We start from the raw sequence: 23910 nt of genomic DNA, 5'->3' as shown, positions 1-23910 counted from the left end.
GCAGCGCTGACACGCAACGACACGGAGGCAGGGGCACCAACTACGGTAGGAGCAGGTCCAGATCCGTCCCGACCCGTGAGGAGGACGCATGTCGCTCGTGCGTCGTGTTGCCCGTCCCATGCTCGCCGCCATGTTCGTCGTCGGGGGGCTCGACCAGCTCAAGCACCCCGGGGCCAAGGTCAAGGCCGCCCGGCCGCTGCTCGACCAGGCCTCGAAGGCGGGGCTGCCCGACGACCCCGAGCTGCTCGTGCGAGCCAACGGCGTCGCCATGGTCGGCGGCGGCGCGCTCCTCGCCACCGGTCACGTCCCGCGAATCGCGTCGACTCTGCTCGCCGGCTCCCTCGTGCCGACGACCCTCGCGGCGCACCCCTTCTGGAACGAGTCCGACCCGCAGAAGCGCGCCCAGCAGCGCGTGCAGTTCCTCAAGAACCTCGGGCTCCTCGGCGGCCTCCTTCTCGCCGCCGTCGACACCGACGGGCGGCCCAGCCTCGCCTACCGCGCCCGCAAGGCCGGGGCGAGCGCGCAGCGCACCGTCCACACGACCAAGCGCGAGGCCCGGCACGCCGCCAGGGCCGCCCGACGCGAGGCCCGACTCAAGGCGGCCCAGGCGCAGAATGCCCTCGGCTGACTGGACCTGCCCGACGGCCGAGGGGCCGGTCGACGCCACTGTCGCGCTCCCCGGGAGCAAGTCGCTGACCAACCGCTTCCTCGTCCTCGCCGCCCGGGCTGGGGGTGTCTCGCGCCTTCGGGCTCCCCTGAGGTCCCGCGACACCCTGCTCATGGCGGACGCACTCCGCGCCCTCGGCGTCTCGGTGGAGGACGTCGACGAAGGCGACTGGCTCGTCACCCCCGGCTCCGCCCGCGGGAGTGCCAGCATCGACTGCGGCCTCGCCGGCACCGTCATGCGCTTCGTCCCGCCGCTCGCCGCCCTCACCGACGGCGCCGTCTCCTTCGACGGTGACGAGCACGCACGCACCCGCCCGATGGGTCCGGCCCTCGGCGCCCTGCGCGCCCTCGGCGTCGACGTCGACGACGACGGGCGCGGCACCCTTCCCTTCACGGTCCGCGGCACCGGGTCAGTCCGCGGCGGGGACGTGACCCTGGACGCGTCGGCCTCCTCGCAGTTCGTCTCGGCCCTGCTCCTCTCGGGCGCGCACTACGACGACGGCGTGACGATCCGCCACGCGGGGCCGCCCGTCCCGAGCCAGCCCCACATCGAGATGACCGTCGAGGCGCTGCGCGACGTCGGTGCCGACGTCGACGACGGCGAGCCCGACACGTGGCGGGTGGAGCCGGGACCGCTCAACCCCCTCGACGTGCAGGTCGAGCCCGACCTCTCCAACGCCGCGCCCTTCCTCGCCGCCGCCCTCGTCACCCGCGGCCGGGTCCGCGTCCCCGGCTGGCCCCAGCACACGACCCAGGCCGGCGACGACATCCGCGACATCCTCGACGAGATGGGCGCCGACGTCGTCCTCGCCCGCGACGGGCTCACGGTCAGCGCCGTCGACGGGTTCACGGGTGTCGACCTGGACCTGCACGACGCGAGCGAGCTCACCCCCGTCGTCGCCGCCCTGGCCGCCCTTGCCGACGGCCCGACCCGGATCCGGGGGGTCGCCCACATCCGAGGCCACGAGACCGATCGCCTCGCCGCCCTCGCTCGCGAGCTGGGCGCCCTCGGGGTCGAGGTCGACGAGACCGAGGACGGGCTGCACATCGCGCCCCGGCCGCTCTCCCCCGCCCGGTTCTCCACCTACGGCGACCACCGGATGGTCATGGCGGGAGCGGTGCTCGGTCTCGCCGTGCCGGGCCTCGTCCTCGAGGACCCCGGGACCGTCGCCAAGACGCTGCCGACGTTCGTCGACCTGTGGACGACGATGCTCGGTGAGACCACGGCCCAGGGGCGCACCGCCTGATGGCGCGCTCCCCCCGCGACTACGACGAGTCGGACGTCCGTATCCGTCCCAACAAGCGGGGCAGCCGCCCTCGCTCGAAGGACCGGCCCGCCCACCTCGACGCCGTCCCCGGCATGGTGACCGCGGTCGACCGTGGCCGCTACACCGTCCTCATGGGGACCGACGACGACGAGCGCGTCGTTCTCGCCATGCGCGCCCGCGAGCTCGGCCGCAAGGGCATCGTCGTCGGCGACGACGTCGCCCTCGTCGGCGACGTCTCGGGCAGCCCCGACGCGCTCGCCCGCATCGTGCGGGTCGAGCCGCGGCGCACGCTGCTGCGCCGCACCGCCGACGACACCGACCCCGTCGAGCGCGTCATCGTGGCCAACGCAGACCAGCTCGTCGTCGTCTCGGCCCTGGCCAACCCCGAGCCTCGCCCACGCCTCATCGACCGCTGCCTCGTGGCTGCCTACGACGCGGGCATGTCACCCCTGCTCGCGCTCACCAAGGCCGACCTCGCCGACCCGGGACCGTTCCTCAGCAGCTATGCCCCGCTCGAGGTTCCGGCGGTCGTGACGGCGACGCGGGGCCCCGCCGGCACCGACGGCCTCGACGGACTGCGCGACGCCCTCCGGGGGCGGGTCAGCGTCCTCGTGGGCCACTCGGGTGTCGGCAAGTCCACCCTCGTCAACGCCCTCGTCCCCGACGCGTACCGCGCCACCGGGGTGGTCAACGACGTCACCGGGCGCGGACGGCATACGAGCACGTCCGCGGTCGCGCTCCGGCTGCCCGGAGGCGACGGCTGGGTCATCGACACCCCCGGCATCCGCTCGTTCGGGCTCGCGCACGTCGAGCCGGAGCGCATCATCACCCATTTCCCCGACCTCGAGGCCGGAACGGACAACTGCCCACGCGGCTGCAGCCACGACGAGGAGGAGTGCGCCCTCGACGCGTGGGTCGCCGAGGGACACGCCGGTCCTGCCGGGCCCTCCCGGCTGGAGTCGCTGCGCCGGCTGCTGCGCGCGCGCACGCCCGAGAAGGGCGACTGAGCCCACCGCGACCTATTGCGATTTTGGGACGAACCGGCAGTCGTAACGACCGCTGAACCGTCCCAAAATCGCAATAAGTCGTGAACGAGGCGTCAGACCCGGGGGTCGCGGTGCTCGGCCGGCTCGTCGTCGACGAGGCGGGTGGTGTCAGTGGGCCGGTCGAGCGGCCCCTCCGACTCGCCCACGACCTGCGAGCGCTGCTGCACGGTGGTGGCGTCGGCCGGCAGGACACCCTCGTCGTCCCCGAACGCGTCGATGTCGACGACGTCGGTCGTCGCGAAGCGGGTGTCCACCTCGACGTCGGAGACGTCGACGGTCTCGACGATGACACGCGGTTCGGCGAAGAGGCAGGCCGAGCGGTGCTCGCCGGCTCCGTCGGGACGGTTGACCAGCTCGGGGTCGTCGACCTTGCACCGGTCCTGCGCCTTGAAGCAGCGCGTGTGGAAGCGGCAGCCCGACGGCGGGTTCGCCGGCGAGGGCACGTCACCGGTGAGCACGATCTGCTCACGCTTGCCGCGCATCGTCGGGTCCGGGACCGGGACGGCGGAGAGCAGCGCCTGCGTGTAGGGGTGCGTCGGCCGCTGGTAGATCTCCTCCTCGGTGCCGAGCTCGACCATGCGCCCGAGGTACATGACACCGACGCGGTCGGAGATGTGCCGGACGACGGAGAGGTCGTGCGCGATGAAGATGTAGGAGAGGCCGAGCTCGTCCTGCAGCTTCTCCATGAGGTTGATGACCTGCGCCTGCACCGAGACGTCGAGCGCGGAGACCGGCTCGTCGCAGATGAGCACCTTGGGCCGCAGCGCGATGCCGCGGGCGATGCCGATGCGCTGGCGCTGGCCACCGGAGAACTGGTGCGGGTAGCGGTTGATGTGCTCCGGGTTCAGACCCACCATCTCGAGCAGCTCCTGGACGGCCTTCTTGCGGCCGCCCTTCGGCACGACGTCGGGGTGGATCTCGAAGGGCTCCCCGATGATGTCGCCGACCGTCTTGCGGGGGTTGAGCGACGTGTAGGGGTCCTGGAACACGATCTGGATGTCACGGCGGAGCTTGCGCATCGCCGAGCCACCCTGGGAGTACATGTCGACACCGTCGAAGTTCACGGTGCCCGACGTGGGCTCCTCGAGGCGCATGAGGACGCGGCCGAGGGTCGACTTGCCACAGCCGGACTCGCCCACGATGCCGAGCGTCTCACCGCGCTGGAGCTCGAACGAGACCCCGTCGACGGCCTTGACGTGACCCACCGTCGTGCGCAGGACACCACCCTTGATCGGGTAGTGCTTGTAGAGGTTGTCGGCCTTGAGAATGACGTCAGCCATTGAGGACCTCCTCGGCGAAGTGGCAGCGCGACTCCTGGTTGCCGATGACGCGCAGGGCGGGCTCCTCGGTACGGCAGATGTCCTGCGCCATGCGGCAGCGCGGGTTGAAGGTGCAGCCCGGGGGGATCCGGGTGAGGTTCGGCGGAAGGCCACCGATCGCAGCGAGCGTCTGGCCCTTCTGGTCGAGGCGCGGGATCGACTCGAGCAGACCGCGGGTGTAGGGGTGTGCGGGACGGGCGTAGAGGTCCTCGATCCCCGCCTGCGCGACGATGCGACCGGCATACATGACGGAGGCGCGGTCGGCGACGTCGGCCACGACGCCGAGGTCGTGCGTGATGAGGATGAGGCCCATCTGACGCTCCTCCTGGAGCTCAGCGAGCAGGGCCATGATCTGAGCCTGGACGGTGACGTCGAGGGCGGTGGTCGGCTCGTCGGCGATGAGGACCGCCGGGTCGAGCGCGATCGCCATCGCGATCATGATGCGCTGGCGCATGCCGCCGGAGAACTGGTGCGGGTAGTTCTTCACCCGGTCCTTGGCACCCGGAATGGCGACGCGCTCCATGAGGCGGACGGCCTGCGCGTAGGCGTCGGACTTGTTCATCCCACGGTGCTGGCGGAACATCTCGCCGATCTGCCACCCGACCGGGAAGGTCGGGTTGAGCGAGCTGAGCGCGTCCTGGAAGATCATCGAGATCTCGGGCCCACGGATCTTGCGACGCTGCTCGTCGGGCATCGTCAGGAGGTCCTGGCCGCAGTAGCGGATGGCGCCGGACGGGATGACGGCGGGCGGCATGTCGAGGATGCCCATGATCGCCTGCGCGGTCACGGACTTGCCCGAGCCGGACTCGCCGAGGATGGCCAGGGTCTCGCCCTGGCGCAGGTCGAACGACACGCCGTTGATCGCCTTCGCGACGCCTTCGGCGGTGTGGAACTCGACGTAGAGGTCGTCGACCTGGAGGAGGCGTCCGTCAGCCCCGGGCTTGTACTCCGAGGCGGGCGCCACTGACTTGGTGGTGGTGGTCACTGAGCTGCCTTCCTGCTCATCGAGACTTCGGGTCGAAGGCGTCGCGCACGGCATCGCCGAGCAGGATGAACGCCAGCACCGCGAGGCTGAGGAACAGACTGGGGAAGAGAAGGATGTGCGGGTAGGTGCGCACGGCCACGAGGGCGTCGCTGATGGCCACACCCCACGAGATCGCCGGCGGGGTGAGGCCGATGCCGAGGAACGACAGGGTCGCCTCCGCCACGATGTAGGCGCCGAGGTTGATCGTCGAGACGACGATCGCCGGGGCCAGGGCGTTGGGGAGGATGTGCGACCGGATGATCCGCCACGGGCTGGCACCGAGGGCGCGGGCCGCGAGGACGTACTCGTTGGGCTTGACCTGGAGCACGCTCGAGCGCATGAGGCGCGCGATCGAGGGCCACCCGAAGATCGTCAGGGTGAGGACGACCTTGCCGACGATGACGAAGTAGGGCGTCGACTGCGGGTTGTTGGGGAAGCTCGACATGAAGAGGATGCCGCCGAGGAGCAGCGGGATCGCGAAGAAGATGTCGGTGATCCGCGAGACGACCGCGTCGATCCAGCCGCCGTAGAAGCCGGCGATGATGCCGATCGCTCCGCCGACGAGCAGCGTGGTCAGCGACGTGAGGATGCCGACGATGATCGACGCGCGCGCACCGTAGATGGTGCGGGCGAAGATGTCGTAGCCCTGGGTGTCGGTCCCGAACCAGGCGTCCCCGCTGGGCGTCGCACGCACGTTGTTGATGTCGCCGAAGGTCGGGTCGGTCCTGGTGAAGAGCGAGGGCCAGATGGCCATGAGCACGAAGACCGTGATGAGGGCGACCGAGATCCAGAACAGCTTGTTCTTGCGCAGGGAGCGCCACGCGTCCTGGGCGAGCGAGCGGGCCTCGCCCACGTCGTCGCCGGCCGTGGGCTGGACGCTGACGGCAAGCGAGTCAGTCATGGCTGATCCTCGGGTCGAGCACGCCGTAGAGAAGGTCGACGAGCAGGTTGACGAGCAGGTACACGATGACGAGCACGGTCACCGCGGAGACGACGGCGACACCGTCACGGGAGTTGATGCCCTTCCAGATGTAGCCACCCACTCCCTGGATGTTGAAGATGCGCTCGGTCACGATGGCCCCACCGAGGAGTCCGCCGAAGTCGGCACCGATGAAGGTGACGACGGGGATGAGCGAGTTGCGCAGCGTGTGCACGCCGACGGCCCGGGACTTCTTGAGGCCCTTCGCGGCGGCGGTGCGCACGTAGTCGGCGCGCAGGTTCTCGACGAGGTTGGTCCTCGTGAGGCGCGCGACGTAGGCGATGGAGAGGGAGCCGAGGACGAACGCCGGCAGGATGAGCGAGCTCGTCGGCGCGTCCAGGCTCGGCACGGTGGCGGGGAAGATCCCCCACTTGATGCCGAAGAGGTACTGGAGCAGCACGCCGATGACGAACACCGGGATCGAGATGACGAAGAGCGTGCTCACGGTGACGAGGTTGTCGATGAACCTCCCCTTGCGCACACCGGCCAGCACACCGGCGAGGATGCCGATGACCGCCTCGAAGGCGATCGCCATGAGCGCGAGACGACCGGTGATGGTGTAGCGCTGGGCGAGGTCCTCCTTGACGGGGATGCCGTAGAAGTTCGTGCCCAGGTCGCCCTGGACGAACTTGCCGAGGTACTTGCCGTACTGGACGGGCAGCGGGTCGTTGAGGTTGTGCTCCTCGCGGAACTTCGCGACGTACTCCGGCGAGCAGGGACGCTCACCACACTTGCCTGCGGTCGGGTCTCCGGGCAGGGCGAAGACCATGGCGAAGATGATGAAGGTTGCTCCCAGCACCACTGGGATCATCTGCAACAGCCGCCTGACGATGTACTTGCCCATGTCACCTCCTGGGTCATCTGCGGCCCAGTCCGCGGTGGCGGAGGGGCACGACGAGACGGCGTGCGCTCATCTCGAGAAGTTGGGGTTGGCTTTGTGAAGCCGGCCAGAACTGCAACATACCTGACGCGGGAAGCGCTCAGTATGGGCCGCAGCCCCGGTGGGGCCAGGGTGCCCCGAGGGGGAAATGTACCCCCGGCATGCTGTCGGCCTGCCGGCGAGTGCCGGCAGGCCGACAGCCTGCTCTTGCCGGGTCAGATGCTCACCCGACGTGGGGGGTCACTTCAGCGAGATGCTGGCGTAGTCCGGGACACCGAACGGCGTGGACTTGACGTTGGTGACCTTGTCGGACCAGCCGAAGGTGGCCGTCGAGTACCACAGCGGGATGGTGGCCATGTCCTTGGCGATGATGGCCTCCGCCTCCTGGTAGAGCTTGTTCGACTCGGCCGGGTCGGTGGCCGCAGCGGCCTCCTTGAGCTTGGCGTCGAACTCCGGGTTGGAGTAGTCACCGTCGTTGGACGAGGCGCCCGTGCCGTAGAGCGGCGCGAGGAAGTTCTCGATCGACGGGTAGTCCATCTGCCAACCGGTGCGGAACATGCCCTTCATCTTCCGGTCGTGGATCTGGGTCCGGAAGGTGGAGAAGTCGACCACGGGGGTGGCGACACAGTCGACACCGAGAGCCTGCTTGATGCTGTTGCAGGTGGCCTCGGTCCACTCCTTGTGCGACGCGTCAGCGTTGTAGGAAAGGGTGATCTTGCCGCCCTTGAAGCCGCCGGCCTTCGCGAGCTGCTCCTTGGCCTTGGCCGGGTCGTACTTGCAGAACTCGCCACAGACGTCGGCCTTGTAGCCGTCGACGACCGGGGAGACCCAGCCGGTGGCGGGCTCACGCGAGCCGTTGAAGATGGCCTTGATGATGGCCTCGCGGTTGATCGCCATCGAGATGGCCTTGCGGATCTCCGGACCGTAGTTCGGGTCCACCTTGGCCGGGGCCGTGGTGATCGTCTGGATGACGCCGACCGGCTTCTGGAGGTTGCGGTCCGGAAGGTCGGTCTTGTACTTGTCGTCGATCTGGGCGCTGGCCGGGACCTCGTCGGTCACGTCGAGCTGGTTGGCCTGGACGTCGGCGTAGGCCGCGTTGCTGTCCTGGTAGATCTTGAACGTGATGTTGTCGAGGTTGCCCTTCTTCTCGCCGCTGTAGTCGGCGAACTTGGAGAGCTTGATCTCGGCGTTCTTGGTCCAGCTGTCGACCTTGTACGGGCCGGCCGCGATCGGCTTGTCACCGAACGTCTTGGGGTCGGCGAAGAAGGCGTCGGGCTGCGGCGCGAAGGCGGTGTAACCGAGGCGCACCGGGAGGTTCGAGACCTTCTCGGTGGTCTTGATGGTGAAGGTGGTGTCGTCGACGACCTTGAGGCCGGTCATCTCCTTGGCCTTGGGCGCGGGAGCCTTCTGGGGGCCCTCCTCGCCGTCCGGGTCCTCCGACTGGAGGTCGCCGTAGCCCTCGATGGGCTCGAAGAAGTAGGAGCCGAGCTGGGCGTTGGGACCGTAAGCGGTGTAGTTCCAGGCGTCGACGAAGTTCTTGGCCTTGACGACGGTGCCGTCGTGGAACTTGTAGTCCTTCTTGAGCTTGACCGTGAAGTTCTGGTTGTCCGAGGTCTCGATCGACTCAGCGATGTCGTTCTCGGGGGCGGCGGTGTCGACGTTGTACTTGACGAGCTTGGCCGTCACGACGTCGAGAACGTTGCCACCACACGTCTCGGACGTGTTGCCCGCGATCAGGGGGTTCTCGGGGTTGCAACCGCGGACCGTGATGGCGCCACCGGTCTTGGCCGCGGTGTCGGTCGTGTCGCCGCCCTCGTCGCCGCCGCCACCACAACCGGCGAGCAGCAGCGCTGCTGCCGAGATACCGGCAACGGCCACCGTGCGAGTGGTTCCTCGCATGGATGTCCTCCTACGTGTCGATCCGTCCCAGGGAAAGTGAACGGACATCAAGTGAGAGCCGGACCCGGTCGGGTGGCCCCCGCATGCCCTGGAAGGCACGCGGTCCTTATGTAAGACCAGATCGGCGACATGCGGGAGGGGCGTGACCGACCCGAGACCCGATTGTGACCCTCCCGAGGGGCTACGGTGACGGACGTGCCGACCTACGACGACGACCTGCGACTCGCCCATGTCCTCGCGGACGCCGTCGAGCGGGTGACGGTCTCCCGCTTCCGTTCCGAGGACCTCCATGTCGAGTCCAAGCCCGACCTCACCCTCGTGAGCGACGCCGACCGCAGCGCGGAGGAGCTCGTCCGCTCCCAGCTCAAGCGGACCCGTCCGCGCGACGCCGTCATCGGTGAGGAGATGGAGCCGACGGGCCACGGTCCGCGCCAGTGGGTCATCGACCCCATCGACGGCACCCACAACTTCGTCCGCGGCGTGCCGGTCTGGGCGACCCTCATCGGCCTCATCGACAACGGCCGTCCGGTCCTCGGCCTCGTCGCCGCCCCCGCCCTCAACCGGCGGTGGTGGGCGGCCGTCGGAAGCGGCGCCTGGGCCGGGCGCAGCCTCACCTCGGCGTCGCGCATCTCGGTGTCGAAGGTGTCTCGCCTCGAGGACGCATCGCTGTCCTACAGCTCCGCCACCTCCTGGGAGGCCGTCGGTCGCCAGGAGGCGGTCCTCGACCTCGCCCGCGACTGCTGGCGCGAGCGCGCCTTCGGCGACTTCTGGTCCTACATGCTCCTCGCCGAGGGCGCCGTCGACATCGCCGCCGAGCCCGAGCTCGGGCTCCACGACATGGTCGCGCTCGTCCCCATCGTCACCGAGGCGGGCGGCCGCTTCACCTCGCTCAAGGGCGAGAACGGCCCCTTCGGCGGCAACGCGGTGGCCACGAACGGCCTGCTGCACGACGAGGTGCTCGGCCGCATCGGTCTCTGAGCGGGAAGCCGCCCAGGCCACCACACCCCTCCCGCACCGAGGCGCGACCCGGCGGTCGAAGGAGCGGTGGGTCGCACCTGTCGCGGCTCAGTTGGGGACGACCGTCACCGGCCCCAGGCCCAGCCCCTCGATGCCCTCGCGCAGGGTCGCCGCGTCACCGACGACGACCACGACCCACTCCCCCGTCGCCACCTCGGCGTATGCCGTCCTCAGCCGCTCCGCGTCGAGCTCGCGCATCGCGGCGAGGGTCGTCGTCTGGAAGTCGAGCGGGAGCCCCTCGAGGGCGAGTGCAGAGGCCTCGTCCGCGACCGCGTCGGCGGTCGCGTAGCGACCCGGCGCGGTCTGGACGACGTAGTCGACCCCGCCGCGGATCTCGCTCTCGGAGAACCCTTCACGCGCCCGGTCGAGGATCTCGACGAGCAGCCTCAGGGCGTCGATGGTCGAGTCTGCCCGCACCGACCCCGAGGTGACGAACGAGCCGCCGCGCGCCCTCGGGCGGAACGCCGAGCGGATGCCGTAGGTGTAGCCCTTGTCCTCGCGCAGCACCGCATCGACGCGAGCGCTCGGCGACCCACCGACGACGAAGCTGAGCACTGGGTAGGGCGCCCACCCGGTCGCCACCGACCGGTCCGGTCCGGGGACCGCGACGGTGAGCTCGCTCTGCACGGAGCCGGGGCGGTCGACGAGGACGACGCGGCGGCCCCCTCCGGCGGGGCGAGGTGCCCGCGGCGACGTCGCGACCTCGTGGTCGGGGTTGGTCCACTGCCCCAGCGTGGCCTCGACGAGGACCGGGACGTCGACGCCGTCGAGGTCACCCGCGACGACGAGCGTGGCTCCGCGCGGGCCGACGTGGCGGCGGTGGAAGTCAACGACGTCGTCGCGGCCCATCGCCGAGATCGTCTCCGGACGGCCGGCAGCCGGGCGCGACGCGCGCTCGGTCGGCGCCCACAACGTGGCACCGAGCTCACGGGCGGCGCGGTGCGGCGCGGAGGCGCGCTCCTGCTCGATCTCGGCGAGCCTGCTCCGCAGGATGCGGCGGACCTCGGCCTCGGGGAAGGCCGGTTCGGACAGCGCCTGACGCAGGAGGTCGAGCGCCTCGGGCAGCAGCCGCTGCGGCACGTCGACGTCGACACTGAGGCCACCGTCGGTCACCGACGCACCGAGCGCCATGCCGGTGCGCTCCATGAGCTCGGCGAACTCCTCACTCGAGTGCCGGGTGGTGCCCTCGTCGAGCAACCGGGCAGTCATCGCGGCCACGCCCTCGCGGTCGGCCGGCTCGTCGGTCAGCGAGAGGGGCACGACGAGACGCAAAGAGACGACGTACTGGCCGGGGACGGCATACGAGAGAAGGCGTATGCCGTTCTGGGTCACCGACTCGTCGGGGAGAGGAAAGGCCCACGGCTCGGGCGGCGCGACCTCGGGGCGAGAGACGGCTGTGGTGCTCATGCGACCTCCTCGGTCTCGACGTCGCCGCGGTAGGCGACCACGGCCCGGCTCTCCGGACGCAGCCAGACCGACGCGGCCTGGCGCACCTGCTCGGGTGTCACCGCGCGCAGCCGGTCGAGGTGGGTGTTGACGAGACCGGGGTCGCCGTGGAGCGAGGCGTAGTGCGAGAGGGCGTCGGCCCGCTCCTCCTGGCTCGCGAGCATCGACAGCCAGGCGCGCTCCGCCTGGGCGAGCGCGGCGTCCATCTCGGCCTCGGTCGGGCCCTCGACGGCGAACCGCTCGAGCTCCTCGACGAGCACCGCCTCGACCGCCTCGGTGTCGGACTCGTCGGCCACGTCGAGGACGAAGAACCCGAGCGAGACGCCGTCGACGAAGCCCCACGACGTCGCGTGCACGCCGAGCGCCTTCTGCTCCTTGCGGACGAGCCGGCGGACGAGGCGCGAGGACGCGAGCCCACCGAGGGCGTCGAGCGCGAGGCTCACCGCGTCGAACTCCGGCGTCTCGTCGACGGGGAGCCGGAAGGCGACGTGGAGCCGGTCGTTGGGGACCTCCTCGCGTCGCTCGACGCGCACCGGTTCGGTCAGCGGCACGAGCGGCTCGACCGGCCCGCGACGCTGCTCCTCCCGCGGCTCGATCGAGCCGAAGTAGCGCTCGACGAGGGCGAACCCGTCCTCTGGGGTGACGTCGCCGCAGAGGGTGAGCACGGTGTTGTCGGGTGCGTAGTGACGACGGAAGAACTCGTGGACGTCGTCGAGGCTGGCGGCGTCGAGGTCCTCCATCGACCCGATCGTCGGGTGGTGGTACGGGTGCCCCTCGGGGAAGGTCGCGGCATAGACGTCGATGAGCGCGTTGCCGTAGGGCTGGTTGTCGTAGCGCTGGCGCTTCTCCTCCTTGACGACGTCGCGCTGGTTGTCGAGGTTGGCCTGCGTGACGGCGTCGAGCAGGTGGCCGTGGCGGTCGGCCTCGAGCCAGAGCGCGAGCTCGAGGGCGCCCTTGGGCACGGTCTCGAAGTAGTTGGTGCGGTCGAACCACGTCGTCGCGTTGAGCCGGCCGCCCTGGCTCATGAGCGCCTCGAAGTGCTCCCCGCTCGCGACGTTGCGCGAGCCCTGGAACATGAGGTGCTCGAAGAGGTGCGCGAAGCCCGTGCGCCCCGGCGACTCGTGGCGTGAGCCGACGCCCACCCAGATGTTGACCGTGACGTTGGGGACGCTGGGGTCCGGCGAGACGACGACACGCAGCCCGTTGGGCAGGGTGCGCTCGTGGACCGGGTAGTCGAGCGGCATGGCGTCACCCTACGTGGCGCCGCCGTCGATGCTCCCGTGCCGCGGTGGTCCAGCGTTGACGACCGCGTATGCCGTCCGCTCAGCCGACGCGCTCGACCTCGGCCGCGTCGTCGGTCCGCGGCGCGGGTGCCGGCTCGTGGTCGGACTCGACGACGGGGAGCTTGGGCAGGTCCTCGGGCGGGATGCTGCGGATGATGTTGCGCGCGAGGATCTGCTGCGCGGTGACGGTGCGCTCGGAGCGGCCGCGGCCGATGAAGCTCACCATCCAGTGCAGCAGCGTCGTGATGCGCTGCTTGAACCCGATGAGGTAGACGATGTGGATCGCGAGCCACAGCAACCAGGCGAGGAAGCCGGAGAAGCGGAGCTTGCCGACACTTGCGACCGCGCTGAACCGCGAGATCGTCGCCATCGAGCCCTTGTCGAAGTAGGAGAACTTCTCCGGCGCGGGCTTGCCGTCGAGGCGGGCCTTGAGGTGCTTCGCGGCGTAGCGCGCACCCTGGATGGCGACCTGGGCGACGCCGGGCAGGTTGTCGAGCGCGGCCATGTCGCCGACGACGTAGACGTCGGGGCGGCCGGGCAGGGTGAGGTCGGGGTTGACCCTGACGCGCCCGGCGCGGTCGAGCTCTGCGTCGGACTGCTCGGCAAGCATGGTGCCGAGCTCGGAGGCCTGGACGCCGGCCGCCCAGACCTTGGTCGCCGACTCGATGCGGTCGCGGGTGCCCTCGGGTGTCTCGATGTCGATGCCGGTGGAGTCGACGCCCACGACCTTGGTGCCGAGCACGACCTCGACCCCCATCTTGGTGAGCCGTTCACGTGCGTCGCCCCCGAGCCGGTCACCGAAGGACGGCAGCACCTTGGGCGCGGCGTCGAGGAGGATGATGCGGGCCTGCCGGGTGTCGATCGCGCGGAAGTCGCGTCTGAGGGTGCGGTGCGCGAGCTCGGCGATCTGGCCGGCCATCTCGACGCCCGTGGGACCGGCTCCGACGACGACGAAGGTGAGGTAGCGGTCGCGCTCGGCCGGCGCGGTGGCGAGCTCGGCCCACTCGAAGGAGCCGAAGATGCGGCCGCGCAGCTCGAGGGCGTCGTCGATGCTCTTCATGCCCGGCGCGTACTCGGCGAAGTGGTCGTTGCCGAAGTAGGACTGGCCCGCGCCGGCGGCGACGAGCAGCGTGTCGAAGGGCGTCACCGTCTCGCGGCCGAGAACCTCGCTCGTCACGGTCTTGGCGTCGAGGTCGATCGCGACGACCGTGCCGAGGATGACCCGGGCGTTCTTCTGCCGGGCGAGGATCTCACGCGTGCTCGGCGAGATCGCCCCCTCCGAGAGGATGCCGGTCGCCACTTGGTAGAGCAGCGGCTGGAAGAGGTGGTGGGTCGTCTTGGCGACGAGCGTCACCTCGACGTCCTTGCGGCGACGCAGAGCCTGCGTGCCGAAGAGCCCGCCGAAGCCGGAACCGATGACGACGACCCTGTGCGTGGCCATACTGTGCCTCCTCGAAAGTGGTCGGGTGACCTACCCGGCCCACCACTGACAAAACCGGCGGGCCGTCCATGACGACCCGCCGTTGTCGACCGCTGGTCGAGCCCTTCGGCTCGTCCCATCTCACTTCATCCTAACCGCCTGCCGGGGCGGGTTGTTCCGGGGCACCGGGTCACCGAGATCGCGGGCGTCAGGCGCGAGTGGGACGCCACCATCCTGGAACAGCGTCAGGACCAGAAGATCGCCTGGGCGGCCACCCAGGGTGCAACCAACGCGGGGGCGGTCTACTTCTCCCCCGTCGGTGCGGGGCAGACCCAGGTCACGCTGGAGCTCGAGTACGCGCCGGAGGGCCTCGTGGAAAAGGCCGGTGACGCTGCCAACGTCATCGAGCGCCAGGCGGAGAAGGACGTCGAGTCCTTCAAGACCTTCATCGAGAATCGCATGACCGAGACGGGAGCCTGGCGCGGCGAGGTCGAGGGCACCACCGCCGGCACACCGGGCGTCGAGAGCGCCACGTCTCAGGGCGACAGCGGCAAGGCGGGCATTTCGGGCACGGCGAAGGTCGCGGGCGCCGCGGCCGCAGCCGCTGCCGGGGTCGCCGCCGCCGCGGCAGCCAAGAAGTCCGGTTCGGGCGGACGCGACACCCCGCTCGACGACGAGACGCGGGTCGACGACGCCATCATCCTCGACGAGCCGCCGCGCACGGGGGGCGCCGGGAGCCCCGGCGCCGGAGTCTGACAAAAGGAGCGCTGACCCGGCTCCGCCAGCTCCGGAAACGCAGGAACCCCGGACCTTCGAGGTCCGGGGTTCCTGCGTTTCTGCGTGGTAGCGGGGGCAGGATTTGAACCTGCGACCTCCGGGTTATGAGCCCGGCGAGCTACCGAGCTGCTCCACCCCGCGTCGAGTGAGGACCTTGCGGTCGCTCGGTACCCCTAGGTTACGTGACCACGACCGCGGGACCAAATCGGGGTGGCCACACCCTTCTCGCGCCCGTCCGAGACGGTCCGTGCCGTCGTCGCCCTCCGCTGCCCGACCACGACGAACCGCCGTGCCCACCGGGAGTGAGCGCGGCGGTTCCGACGTCGCTGGTTCCGGGGTGCCGTCCCCGTCAGGGCGACGGGGTCGGGGTCGGCGTCGGGCTGGCCGAGCCGCTGGGGGCCGGGGTCGCCAGCTGCGGGCTGATCGCGGCCGCACGGGCGATGGCGTCCTGGAGGTCCTTCTGGGCCACCCCGTATGCCGCGAAGTCACCCTTCTTGAGCGCTGCCTGTCCGGCGGCGTTGGCCGCCTCGATCTCACGGATGATCGCGGCGAGCTGGGTGCTCGGCGTCTGGGTCGGCGGCTGACCGCCGGTGGACGGCGGAGTGCCACCCGAGTCCGAGCCGCTGTCGCCGGCGCTCGCCCCGGAGTTGCCTCCGAAGAGCCCGTCGAGGGCCTGGTCGAGCGTCTCGCCCCAGGCGATGCGCTTGCCGAAGACCGCGACAGTCGCCTTGTTCTGCGGGAACGACCCGCCCTCGCGCGACGCCTGGACATACATCGGCTGGACGTAGAGCAGGCCCTCGCCGACGGGCAGGGTGAGCAGGTTGCCGTAGGTCAGCTGCTTGCCCGACTGCCTGTTCTGGGCGATGAACTGGCTGAGGTTGAGCGGTTCGCTCGGGCTCTGCGACCGGGCGGTCGACACCTCGATCTGGTTCTGGACCTGGCCCGGGCCGTCGACCGCGGAGTTGCGTGGCAGCTCGAGGAGCCGCATCGACCCGTAGCCCTCGGCCGGCTTGCCCGCAGTCGATCCTGCGTCGGAGTCGACGGCGAGGAAGCCGCGCAGGATCTCGCGACCGCTACCCCTGGGGATGAACGTCGTCGTCAGCGAGAACGCGGGCGCGGTCTGGTCCGGCATCGCGAGCGACTGGTAGTAGACCGGCTGGTCCTGGGTCGCGTGCGTCGGGTCCTTCGGGACCTGCCAGAAGTCGCCACCGCCGTAGAACGAGTTGGCGTCGGCGACGTGGTAGCTCGCCAGCAGCTGACGCTGGACCTTGAAGAGGTCCTGCGGGTAGCGCACGTGGCTCATGAGCTGGGCCGACATCTCCGACATCGGGGACACCGCGTCGGGGAACGCCTTGCTCCAGGCCTTGAGGATCGGGTCCTTCGTGTCCCAGCCGTAGAGCTTGACCTGGCCGTCGTAGGCGTCGACGGTGGCCTTGACCGAGTTGCGGATGTAGTTGACCTGCTCCGAGCCGGCGACGACGACGCTCGAGGAGCGCTCGCTCACCGAGTCGGACGTCGCCTCTGAGAGGTCCGTGAGCCGGCTGTTGGGGTAGCGCGCGGTCGTCGTGTAGCCGTCGACGATCCACTTGACCCGGCCGTCGACGACCGCGGGGTAGGCGTTGCCGTCGACGGTGAGCCACGGCGCGACGCGCTCGACGCGCTCACGGGGACCGCGGTGGTCGAGCAGGCGCGACTCCTCGTTGACCGCGTCGGACAGGAGGAACTTGGGCTCGCGGTACTTCACGGCATACGCGACCTTGCGGAAGAAGGAGCCGATCGCGACGCCGCCGCTGCCCTCGTAGGTGTTGTTGGCCTGGCCGCCCGCGCCGCGGTCGTCCGGGTAGTCGAACTCGCGCGGGGTGGCGCCCTCCGGCGCGCCGACGATGGAGTAGCGGGGCGACTCCTCGCCGAAGTAGATGCGCGGCTCGTAGTCGACGCCCATCGGACCCTTGGTCGAGAAGCCGCTGGAGAAGAACTGCGGGTCGCCCTCGCTCGTGCGCCTGTTGCCGTAGGCGCCGATGAAGCCGAAGCCGTGGGTGTAGACGGTGTGGTCGTTGAGCCAGTTGCGCTGACCCTCGGGAACGCCGGCGAGGTTGAGCTCGCGCACGGCCACGACGGAGTCGCTCTTCTTGCCGTCGATCGAGTAGCGGTCGACGTCGAGGATGTCGGGGAAGGCGTAGTACTGGCGCAGGCCCTCGAACTGGCGGAAGGTCGGCGAGACGACGTTGGGGTCGACGAGGCGGATGCCGGGGATCGTCTCGGCGTCCTCGCGCAGCTGCCCCGGCTCGGCGTCGGTCGTCGCGGAGTAGGGCGTCTTCTCGATGCCGTCGATGCCGAAGGCGACCCGGGTCGCGTCGATGTTGCGTTGGATGTACTGGGCCTCGAGGGACTTCTCCGACGGGCGGACCTTGAGCGACTGCACCGCCGCGGGGTAGAGCCCGCCCGCCACGACGGAGAGCACGGTGAGCAGCCCGACGCCGATGAGGGGCAGGCGCCAGCTGCGGGTCCAGATCGAGGCGATGAAGAAACCGGCACACATGACGGTGGCGACGGCGAGGATCGCCTTGATCGGGAGGACCGCGTTGGCGTCGGTGTAGGTGATGCCGGTGATGAGCCGTGACTCGTGGGTCGTGAGGCTGTAGCGGTCGAGCCAGTAGGCGGCGGCGCGCACGAGGGCGAGCAACGAGGCGAGGGTGGCGATCTGGATGAACGCCGCGCGGGTCGTCTCACCCCGGCCGGGCAGCTGGAGCCCGCCGTAGACGTAGTGGGTGAAGGCCGCCGCGAGCAGAGCGAGCAGGAGCACCACGGTGAAGAAGCTGACGAGGAACCGGAGCCACGGCAGCGTGAAGACGAAGAAGCCCACGTCGAGCCCGAACTGCGGGTCCTTGGTGCCGAACGGCACGCTGTTGCGCCACAGCAGGAAGGTGCGCCAGGCGCCCATCGCGGCGGCACCGGCGAGGAGCCCGAGCACCGACGGGACGACGATCGTCGCGAGCCTGCGCAGTGGGTCGAGGACCTGGCGGTACTGGTCGAGGACCTGGGCCGACGGGGAGGGCAGGATGCGGCGCGGGCGCGAGCGGTAGGCGACGACGAGGCTCGAGCCGACGGCACCAGCGGTGAGGACGAACGCCGCGACGAAGAGCAGGACGCGCGTGCCCAGCTGGGTCACGAAGACGTCGCGGAAGCCGACCGCGTCGTACCACCACACGTCGGTGAGGACGCCCGCCGCCATGAGGGCGAGGATCGCGAGACCGCCGAGGATGAACAGGGTGGTGCCGAGCGGCCCTCTCCTTGGCGGCAACCCGGAACCACCGGCGCCGGGACCGCCGGGCCGGCGGATGCGTCCCCCGGCTCCTCCACCGGGACCGGCGCCGCGAGCCGGACCCCCGGGCTCACGCGGACCCGACCCGCCCGCCTGCTTGTCTGCATCGTCGGGGTCGATGCCGTCGAACCACTCTGGCCGGCTCACTGCTCGTTGACTCCAGCTCGGGAAACCGCCCCGGGCGCACCCGGGCTGAGGGGCCAACCTATCTCCCGAGTCTGAGTGCGGCACGATGGGTCCGTGACCCGCCCCTCGCAGCCCGTGACCGACCCGCTCTCCCTGGCCGCGCTCGACACCGAGCGGCACGTCGCGTCAGGTGGCTGGGACCAGCCGCCGCGGCTCTTCGCGCTCGTGTCGACGGCCGACCTCGTCGCTCGCGAGCCGCAGCTCGCGGCGGGTCTGTCCGTCTCGGACCAGATAGACGGGGCGCTCACGGCCATCGAGCAGGAGGACCTGCCCGAGTCCGAGTCGATCGAGAACCTGCTCGGCCGGATCGCCTGGCCCGACACGGTCCTCGGCTGCGCCATCGTCGTCGAGCGGCTCGTCGTCCCGCCGGAGGCCGAGCGGGACCTGCCCAAGGACCGCGACGCCGCCGTGTCCGCACTGGCCGCCCACCCCGACCGTCGCGACGTGCGGCTGCTCGCCGCAGTGACTCGCGACGGACGCAGCATCTGCCTCCTGCGCCAGCGCGAGCACGACAGCGACGACCGGGTCGCGACCGGCAGCGACATCGCGCCCGGACTCGTGGCGGCGCTGCGCTCGACCTTCACCGACTGACGCCGCTGCCCCGGTTCAGCAGCGCGGGAGCGTGTCGACCTTGCCTGCCGCGATGGCCTTGACGGCGCCAAGCGCATCCTTGAACGACCCGATCCTGACGACCTCAAGCCCGTCGGGGACGTGTCCCACCACCTCGTCGCAGTTGTCGGCGGGCGCGAGGAAGTAGTCCGCACCCCCGTCCCGCGCGCCGTGGAGCTTCTGCCGGATGCCACCGATCGGGCCGACCGACTCGTCGGCCTCCATCGTGCCCGTCCCGGCGATGCGCTTGCCTCCCGTGAGGTCGCCCGGGGTGAGCAGGTCGTAGGCCGCCAGGGTGAACATCGTCCCCGCCGAGGGTCCGCCGACATCACCCGCCGTGATGGTGACGTCGACCGGGAGCTCGTAGTCACGGCCCAGGAGGACACCGACGACCGTCCTGCCCTGCACGTCACGGGTCGTCACCGAGACGGTCTTCTGCTCGTCCTTGCGCCTCACGACGACGGACAGGGAGGTCCCGGCCTTCTGTGCCCGCACCGCCGCCTGGACCGCGGCCGCGTCCGGCGTCGGAGTCCCGGCCACGGAGACGATCTCGTCACCCGGCTCGAGCACGCCCTTGGCCGGCGAACCGTCGGGCACCTCGGAGACCACGACCCGCTCGGGCACGACGCGTCCGGTCTCGCGCAAGGCGATCGCGGCGGCGACCTCCTGGGAGTCCACCATCTCGGCGGCGCTCTCCTGCTGCACCTGCTCGGCCGTCGACTCCTCGGGATAGATCTCCTTGCGGTCGTAGACCTCCTGGTCCTCGAGGACCGCGGCCTTGAGCACGTCGAAGACGTTGACGCGCACCCCCGGCCCCCCGTTCACGCGCACGGTCGTGAAGTCGAGTTGGCCCTTCGCGGGGTATGCCGTGGCGCCCTTGATCTCGATGATCGGCTTGCCGTCCATCTGCCCGAGGGTGTTCACGATCGGGCCGGGCTTGAAGACGACGTAGGGAAGCGGGATCCACGACAGGGCCGCTCCCACGACGATGGCGAGGAAGAGCGTGGTGAGCATCCCCGAGCTGCGGCGGCTCACGGCATACGGGTTCGACGAGGTGGCCGCGCCGAGCTCGTGCGGCGCGTACTGGTCGTCGCCGCGCGTTGGCGCGGCGACATCGTCACCGCTCACGGAAGGCCGACCCACTCGGTGCCTCCGTCGCCGAGGTGCTGGTGCTTCCAGATCGGCACCTCGGCCTTGAGGGTGTCGATGAGATCGCGACAGGCGCCGAAGGCCGCGTCGCGGTGGGCCGCGGACGCGGCGACGACGACGGCGACGTCGCCGATGTCGAGGTGGCCGCTGCGGTGCAGGGCAGCCAGCCGCACCGCGCCGGAGCGCGCCGCGACGGTCTCGGTCACCTCGCGGAGACGCTCCTCGGCGCTCGGGTGGACGGAGTAGTCGAGCGCCGAGACCTCCTGCCCGCGGTCGTGGTCGCGTACGACGCCGAGGAAGACGGTGATGCCACCGCAGGAGGGGTGGCGCACGCTCTCGACGACCTCGTCCAGCGACAGCGCGGACTCGCGGATCTCGGCGAGGGCGACGACGCCGACTGCGGTGCTGTCGCTCCTGACCTCGTGCTGCACGCGCTCCTCCTCGGAACTATCCCCGGGCCATCCGTGGTTGGGTACTGATGAGACCACATCCTCTCACTGCCGCCCCAGGAGCCCCGCCTTGACCGAATCGCACGACCGCCCCGACGACCCCGAGGGCACGGGCCTCCCGCCGGAGCTGGAGCAGGTCCTCCGCGGCCTCACCGGCGGGGGCGACCTCGACCCCCAGATGGTCGAGATGATGCGGTCCATGGGGCTCGCCGACGTCGACCCGCAGATGCTGCAGATGGTCGCCGGCCAGGTGCAGGCGATGTTCGCCGGAGCCGACGAGAGCGGCTCGGTCGACGCCACCGTGGCGACCGACATCGCGCGCAGGACGATCGCGGCCGAGGGCGACCCGTCGGTGACGCGCGAGGTGGCTAGTGATGCCCGTCAGGCCGTCGACGTCGCCAACCTCTGGCTCGACAGCGTCACCGACCTCGACCACTCCGGTCTCGTCGGTCGCGCCTGGAGCCGCGCCGAGTGGGTCGAGGCGACGATGCCGGTCTGGCGCGAGCTCGTCGACCCCATCGCGGTGGGTGTGGGTGACGCCATGGGCGCCGCTCTCACCAAGCAGCTCGGGAACCTCGGCGAGGGCGGGCTGCCCGAGGGCCTCGTCCCGCCGGGCACCAACCCGGCCGCGATGATGGGCCAGATGGCGCCGATGCTCCGGCGGATGCAGGGCTCGATGTTCTCGGTCCAGCTCGGTCAGGCCGTCGGCGCCCTCGCCGGCGAGGTCCTCACCGGTGGCGAGGTCTCGCTGCCCCTCGTGCCCGCCCCCGACGTCGTCCTCATGCCGCAGGCCGTGGCCGCGTTCGCGGAGGGACTCGGGATCGACGAGCCGCAGGCCCGCCTCCACCTCGCCGTGCGCGAGACCGCCCGCACCCGGCTCTTCCATGCCGTGCCGTGGCTCGGCCCGCAGGTCCTCGCGGCCGTGCGCGACTACGCCCGCGACACGACGATCGACACCGACGCCATCGAGGAGGGCCTGCGCTCCATCGACCCGACGGACGCCGAGGCGATGCAGCAGGCACTCGCCGGCCGTCTCTTCGCCCCGCAGCAGTCCCCGGCGCAGAAGGCGGCGCTTGCCCGCCTCGAGACCCTCCTCGCCCTCATCGAGGGCTGGGTCGACGTCGTCACCGCTGCGGCGGTTTCCCCCCACCTCCCCCAGGCCGAGGCGCTCGGTGAGGCGATCCGTCGTCGGCGTGCCAGCGGCGGCCCTGCCGAGAAGACCTTCGCGGCCCTCGTCGGGCTCGAGCTGCGACCGCGCCGGCTGCGCGACGCCGCCAACCTCTTCGCGGCGCTCGAGGCCTCCGGCGGGGCCGAGGCGCGTGACGCGGCGTGGGCCCACCCCGACGTCGCCCCCGACGCGGCCGACCTCGACGACCCGCTGGGCTACGTCGAGCGGCAGAAGGCGTCCGGTGCCGGCGACGACTTCGACGCCGAGCTCGACGCACTCCTGCGCGGCGACACCGGGTCGGGTGAGCCCGGCAACGGCGAGCCCGGCAAGGGTGAGCCCGGCGGGCCCCTCACCTCATGACGGGCGGCTCACCGACCGAGCAGGAGCAGGCCTCGCAGGACACCGATGTGGTGCGGGACTTCGCCCACCTCCACGCCGACGTCGTCCGGGTGCTCGCTGCGTGGACTCCCCCGGACGCGGGGCAGGAAGCCTTGCGGACGGCATACCTCGCGCATCTCGAGGACGGGCCGGCCACGGTCGCCAAGGCGGGGGTGCGGGACCACCTCACCGCGAGCTGCCTCGTCATCACGCCGGACGCCGGCCACGTGCTGCTCACGCACCACCGGAGGGCACGCGAGTGGTTCCAGTTCGGTGGGCACCTCGAGTCGACGGACGCCACCCTGCTCGCCGCCGCGACCCGCGAGGGGCGCGAGGAGTCGGGGATCGCGGACGTGACGCCGCACCCCGTCGTCGTGCAGCTCGACCACCACGAGCTGAGCGGGAACTTCGACTGGTGCCGGTCGCACCTCGACGTGCGCTTCGCCGCCGTCGTCGACCGGGAGGCCGTCCCGGTGACGAGCGCCGAGTCGCTCGACGTGGCCTGGTGGCCGACCGACGGGCTCCCGCAGGGTCGAGGGCCGAGATCTCCACCCTCGTCGCCGCGACGCGGCGCACACTCGGCCTCTGAGCAGGGTCCTGGGCCGCGGCGGTCAGGCGGTGGCGCCCTCGACGTCGTCGTCCTCGTCGGAGACGTCGATCCCCTTGGCGAGGGCGACCCCGTCGAGGAAGCCGCGGGCACGCTCGAGCCTGGGGTAGGAGCGCAACAGCGTCCAGAAGTCGCGGTTGTGACCCGCGACGAGCAGGTGCGCAAGCTCGTGGAGGATGACGTAGTCGACGACGTAGCCGGGCATGCCCTGGAGCCGGTCGGAGAGCCGGATCGAGCCGTCGGACGGTGTGCAGCTGCCCCATCGCGAGCGCTGGTTGCTGACCCACCGGATGCTTCGCGGACGCGCATGTCCCCCGAGGTAGCGCTCGGACAGCTCGGTGGCGCGGGCCATGAGGTCGAGGTCGCTCGGACGGCGGCGCCGCTCCCCTGCCTCGAGGCGCTCGACCATGCGGGCCACCCACACGCGCTCCTCGGCGCGCGACATCGACGCCGGGATGAGGACGACGACACGGTCGCCCTCACGGCGCGCGCTCACCGTGCGGCGGCGTCGGTGGCTGCGCCGGACCTCGATGTCCTCGGTGCTCACGCGCACCACGGTAGGGCCTGGACCTGACAACGCCCCGGTGGCGCGCGGTGAGGCGGCTGTTCGGGCACGGGCCGGACGGCATACGCTCGGTGTCGTCGGGAGCGTGCCCGCGAGCCGCCGGTGGGGCCACTGAGGCGGGTGTGGCCGGAGAGACGCATGAGGCGTCTGACCTGCGACAAACCCCCCGCCACGCCCGCGTGGGACGAGCGTCGCTCAGCACGAATGCGTGCTCGTGCGGTCTAGGGTGAAACCGTCATCGCCGCTGATCCGCGGCACCACGACCAAGGAGTTGCAATGGCTGACGAGACCTACAAGGGCGAGTTCTACTGCGTGAAGTGCAAGGAGAAGCGCGAGGCCGAGGGCAACGTCGTCGTCTCCGACAACGGGCGCCGGATGGCCAAGGGCAAGTGCCCCGTGTGCGGCACGAACCTCAACCGCATCCTCGGCAAGGCCTGACCCTCCCGCCCTCTC

At 70.7% G+C, this 23910-nt stretch carries 21 protein-coding genes, 1 tRNA gene and 1 pseudogene; 9 read left to right on the top strand and 14 right to left on the bottom strand.

Features of this window, described 5'->3' with window-relative positions; translation table 11 throughout:
• The first annotated feature begins 88 nt into the window (after positions 1–88).
• Genes N798_RS08800 through rsgA form a run of 3 tightly spaced genes read left to right on the top strand, consistent with a single transcriptional unit; the run spans position 89 to position 2941 of the window.
• Positions 89–628: a DoxX family protein gene (locus N798_RS08800; RefSeq protein ID WP_035947833.1), complete on the top strand. Its 540-nt coding sequence runs from the start codon at positions 89–91 to the stop codon at positions 626–628.
• Positions 615–1913: a 3-phosphoshikimate 1-carboxyvinyltransferase gene (gene aroA, locus N798_RS08795; protein WP_035947832.1), complete on the top strand. Its 1299-nt coding sequence runs from the start codon at positions 615–617 to the stop codon at positions 1911–1913. Before N798_RS08800 ends, aroA begins: the two co-directional genes overlap by 14 nt.
• On the top strand, positions 1913–2941 hold the full coding sequence (gene rsgA, locus N798_RS08790; RefSeq protein ID WP_035947830.1) for a ribosome small subunit-dependent GTPase A: 1029 nt from the start codon (positions 1913–1915) through the stop codon (positions 2939–2941). The genes aroA and rsgA overlap by 1 nt, the downstream gene beginning before the upstream one ends.
• A 92-nt stretch (positions 2942–3033) precedes the next feature.
• Here rsgA and N798_RS08785 read toward each other — a convergent pair whose 3' ends face one another.
• From N798_RS08785 to N798_RS08765, 5 genes are all read right to left on the bottom strand, one after another.
• Positions 3034–4260 (bottom strand): ABC transporter ATP-binding protein, encoded by a 1227-nt coding sequence (locus N798_RS08785; protein WP_035947829.1) that lies wholly within the window; start codon positions 4258–4260, stop codon positions 3034–3036.
• A complete protein-coding gene (locus N798_RS08780; protein WP_371870443.1) occupies positions 4253–5338 on the bottom strand; it encodes an ABC transporter ATP-binding protein in 1086 nt (361 codons plus the stop codon). Before N798_RS08780 ends, N798_RS08785 begins: the two co-directional genes overlap by 8 nt.
• On the bottom strand, positions 5301–6224 hold the full coding sequence (locus tag N798_RS08775) for an ABC transporter permease (protein WP_035947828.1): 924 nt from the start codon (positions 6222–6224) through the stop codon (positions 5301–5303). The genes N798_RS08780 and N798_RS08775 overlap by 38 nt, the downstream gene beginning before the upstream one ends.
• Positions 6217–7146: an ABC transporter permease gene (locus N798_RS08770; RefSeq protein WP_035947827.1), complete on the bottom strand. Its 930-nt coding sequence runs from the start codon at positions 7144–7146 to the stop codon at positions 6217–6219. The genes N798_RS08775 and N798_RS08770 overlap by 8 nt, the downstream gene beginning before the upstream one ends.
• A gap of 276 nt (positions 7147–7422) precedes the next feature.
• Positions 7423–9081: a peptide ABC transporter substrate-binding protein gene (locus N798_RS08765; protein WP_035947826.1), complete on the bottom strand. Its 1659-nt coding sequence runs from the start codon at positions 9079–9081 to the stop codon at positions 7423–7425.
• A 195-nt stretch (positions 9082–9276) separates the two neighbouring features.
• On the opposite strand from N798_RS08765, the gene hisN reads away from it, so the two are divergent.
• Positions 9277–10059: a histidinol-phosphatase gene (hisN, locus tag N798_RS08760; RefSeq protein WP_052117093.1), complete on the top strand. Its 783-nt coding sequence runs from the start codon at positions 9277–9279 to the stop codon at positions 10057–10059.
• Between the two features lie 87 nt (positions 10060–10146).
• On the opposite strand, the gene N798_RS08755 is transcribed toward hisN, so the two are convergent.
• From N798_RS08755 to N798_RS08745, 3 genes are all read right to left on the bottom strand, one after another.
• Positions 10147–11505: a M16 family metallopeptidase gene (locus N798_RS08755; protein WP_035947824.1), complete on the bottom strand. Its 1359-nt coding sequence runs from the start codon at positions 11503–11505 to the stop codon at positions 10147–10149.
• On the bottom strand, positions 11502–12788 hold the full coding sequence (locus N798_RS08750; protein ID WP_035947823.1) for a M16 family metallopeptidase: 1287 nt from the start codon (positions 12786–12788) through the stop codon (positions 11502–11504). Before N798_RS08750 ends, N798_RS08755 begins: the two co-directional genes overlap by 4 nt.
• A 79-nt stretch (positions 12789–12867) precedes the next feature.
• Positions 12868–14268, bottom strand: coding sequence for an NAD(P)/FAD-dependent oxidoreductase (locus tag N798_RS08745; protein ID WP_052117087.1), 1401 nt, complete (start codon positions 14266–14268; stop codon positions 12868–12870).
• 117 nt (positions 14269–14385) lie between these two features.
• Here N798_RS08745 and N798_RS18095 point away from each other — a divergent pair, with 117 nt between their 5' ends.
• The gene (locus tag N798_RS18095) at positions 14386–15003 is read left to right on the top strand and encodes an SRPBCC family protein (RefSeq protein WP_156971677.1); all 618 of its coding nucleotides are present in this window, start codon (positions 14386–14388) and stop codon (positions 15001–15003) included.
• An 85-nt stretch (positions 15004–15088) separates the two neighbouring features.
• On the opposite strand, the gene N798_RS08735 is transcribed toward N798_RS18095, so the two are convergent.
• Together N798_RS08735 and N798_RS08730 are read right to left on the bottom strand one after the other, a co-directional pair.
• Positions 15089–15165 (bottom strand) — tRNA-Met (locus N798_RS08735).
• 208 nt (positions 15166–15373) lie between these two features.
• Positions 15374–18493 (bottom strand): UPF0182 family membrane protein, encoded by a 3120-nt coding sequence (locus tag N798_RS08730; protein ID WP_035947822.1) that lies wholly within the window; start codon positions 18491–18493, stop codon positions 15374–15376.
• A gap of 93 nt (positions 18494–18586) precedes the next feature.
• Here N798_RS08730 and N798_RS08725 point away from each other — a divergent pair, with 93 nt between their 5' ends.
• On the top strand, positions 18587–19123 hold the full coding sequence (locus tag N798_RS08725) for a PPA1309 family protein (RefSeq protein ID WP_035947820.1): 537 nt from the start codon (positions 18587–18589) through the stop codon (positions 19121–19123).
• Between the two features lie 15 nt (positions 19124–19138).
• Here the strand turns inward: N798_RS08725 and N798_RS08720 are convergent, their stop codons facing one another.
• Together N798_RS08720 and N798_RS08715 are read right to left on the bottom strand one after the other, a co-directional pair.
• Complete coding sequence (locus tag N798_RS08720; RefSeq protein ID WP_229708330.1) at positions 19139–20269, bottom strand: YlbL family protein; 1131 nt, start codon at positions 20267–20269, stop codon at positions 19139–19141.
• Positions 20266–20721 (bottom strand): molybdenum cofactor biosynthesis protein MoaE, encoded by a 456-nt coding sequence (locus N798_RS08715; RefSeq protein ID WP_052117084.1) that lies wholly within the window; start codon positions 20719–20721, stop codon positions 20266–20268. The genes N798_RS08720 and N798_RS08715 overlap by 4 nt, the downstream gene beginning before the upstream one ends.
• Positions 20722–20809: 88 nt before the next feature.
• Between N798_RS08715 and N798_RS08710 the strand changes: the two genes are divergently transcribed.
• Positions 20810–22267 carry a zinc-dependent metalloprotease gene (locus tag N798_RS08710; RefSeq protein ID WP_052117083.1) on the top strand — a complete coding sequence of 486 codons (1458 nt, stop codon included), beginning with the start codon at positions 20810–20812 and terminating at the stop codon, positions 22265–22267.
• A gap of 8 nt (positions 22268–22275) precedes the next feature.
• On the opposite strand, the gene N798_RS18700 is transcribed toward N798_RS08710, so the two are convergent.
• On the bottom strand, positions 22276–22527 hold the full coding sequence (locus N798_RS18700; protein ID WP_229708333.1) for a hypothetical protein: 252 nt from the start codon (positions 22525–22527) through the stop codon (positions 22276–22278).
• Between N798_RS18700 and N798_RS18695 the strand changes: the two are divergent.
• Positions 22459–22749, top strand: a pseudogene (locus tag N798_RS18695) (NUDIX domain-containing protein); the annotation flags it as partial. The gene N798_RS18700 and the pseudogene N798_RS18695 sit on opposite strands and share 69 nt — an antisense overlap.
• Before the next feature lie 147 nt (positions 22750–22896).
• On the opposite strand, the gene N798_RS08700 reads toward N798_RS18695, so the two are convergent.
• Positions 22897–23439 carry a M48 metallopeptidase family protein gene (locus N798_RS08700; protein ID WP_052117092.1) on the bottom strand — a complete coding sequence of 181 codons (543 nt, stop codon included), beginning with the start codon at positions 23437–23439 and terminating at the stop codon, positions 22897–22899.
• Between the two features lie 294 nt (positions 23440–23733).
• Between N798_RS08700 and N798_RS18355 the strand changes: the two genes are divergently transcribed.
• Positions 23734–23895: a DUF5679 domain-containing protein gene (locus tag N798_RS18355; protein WP_009775774.1), complete on the top strand. Its 162-nt coding sequence runs from the start codon at positions 23734–23736 to the stop codon at positions 23893–23895.
• Positions 23896–23910 lie beyond the last annotated feature (15 nt).

Source organism: Knoellia flava TL1 (assembly GCF_000768675.1).
Classification (GTDB): Bacteria; Actinomycetota; Actinomycetes; order Actinomycetales; family Dermatophilaceae; genus Knoellia; species Knoellia flava.
This window is presented reverse-complemented; position numbering and strand designations above follow the sequence as displayed.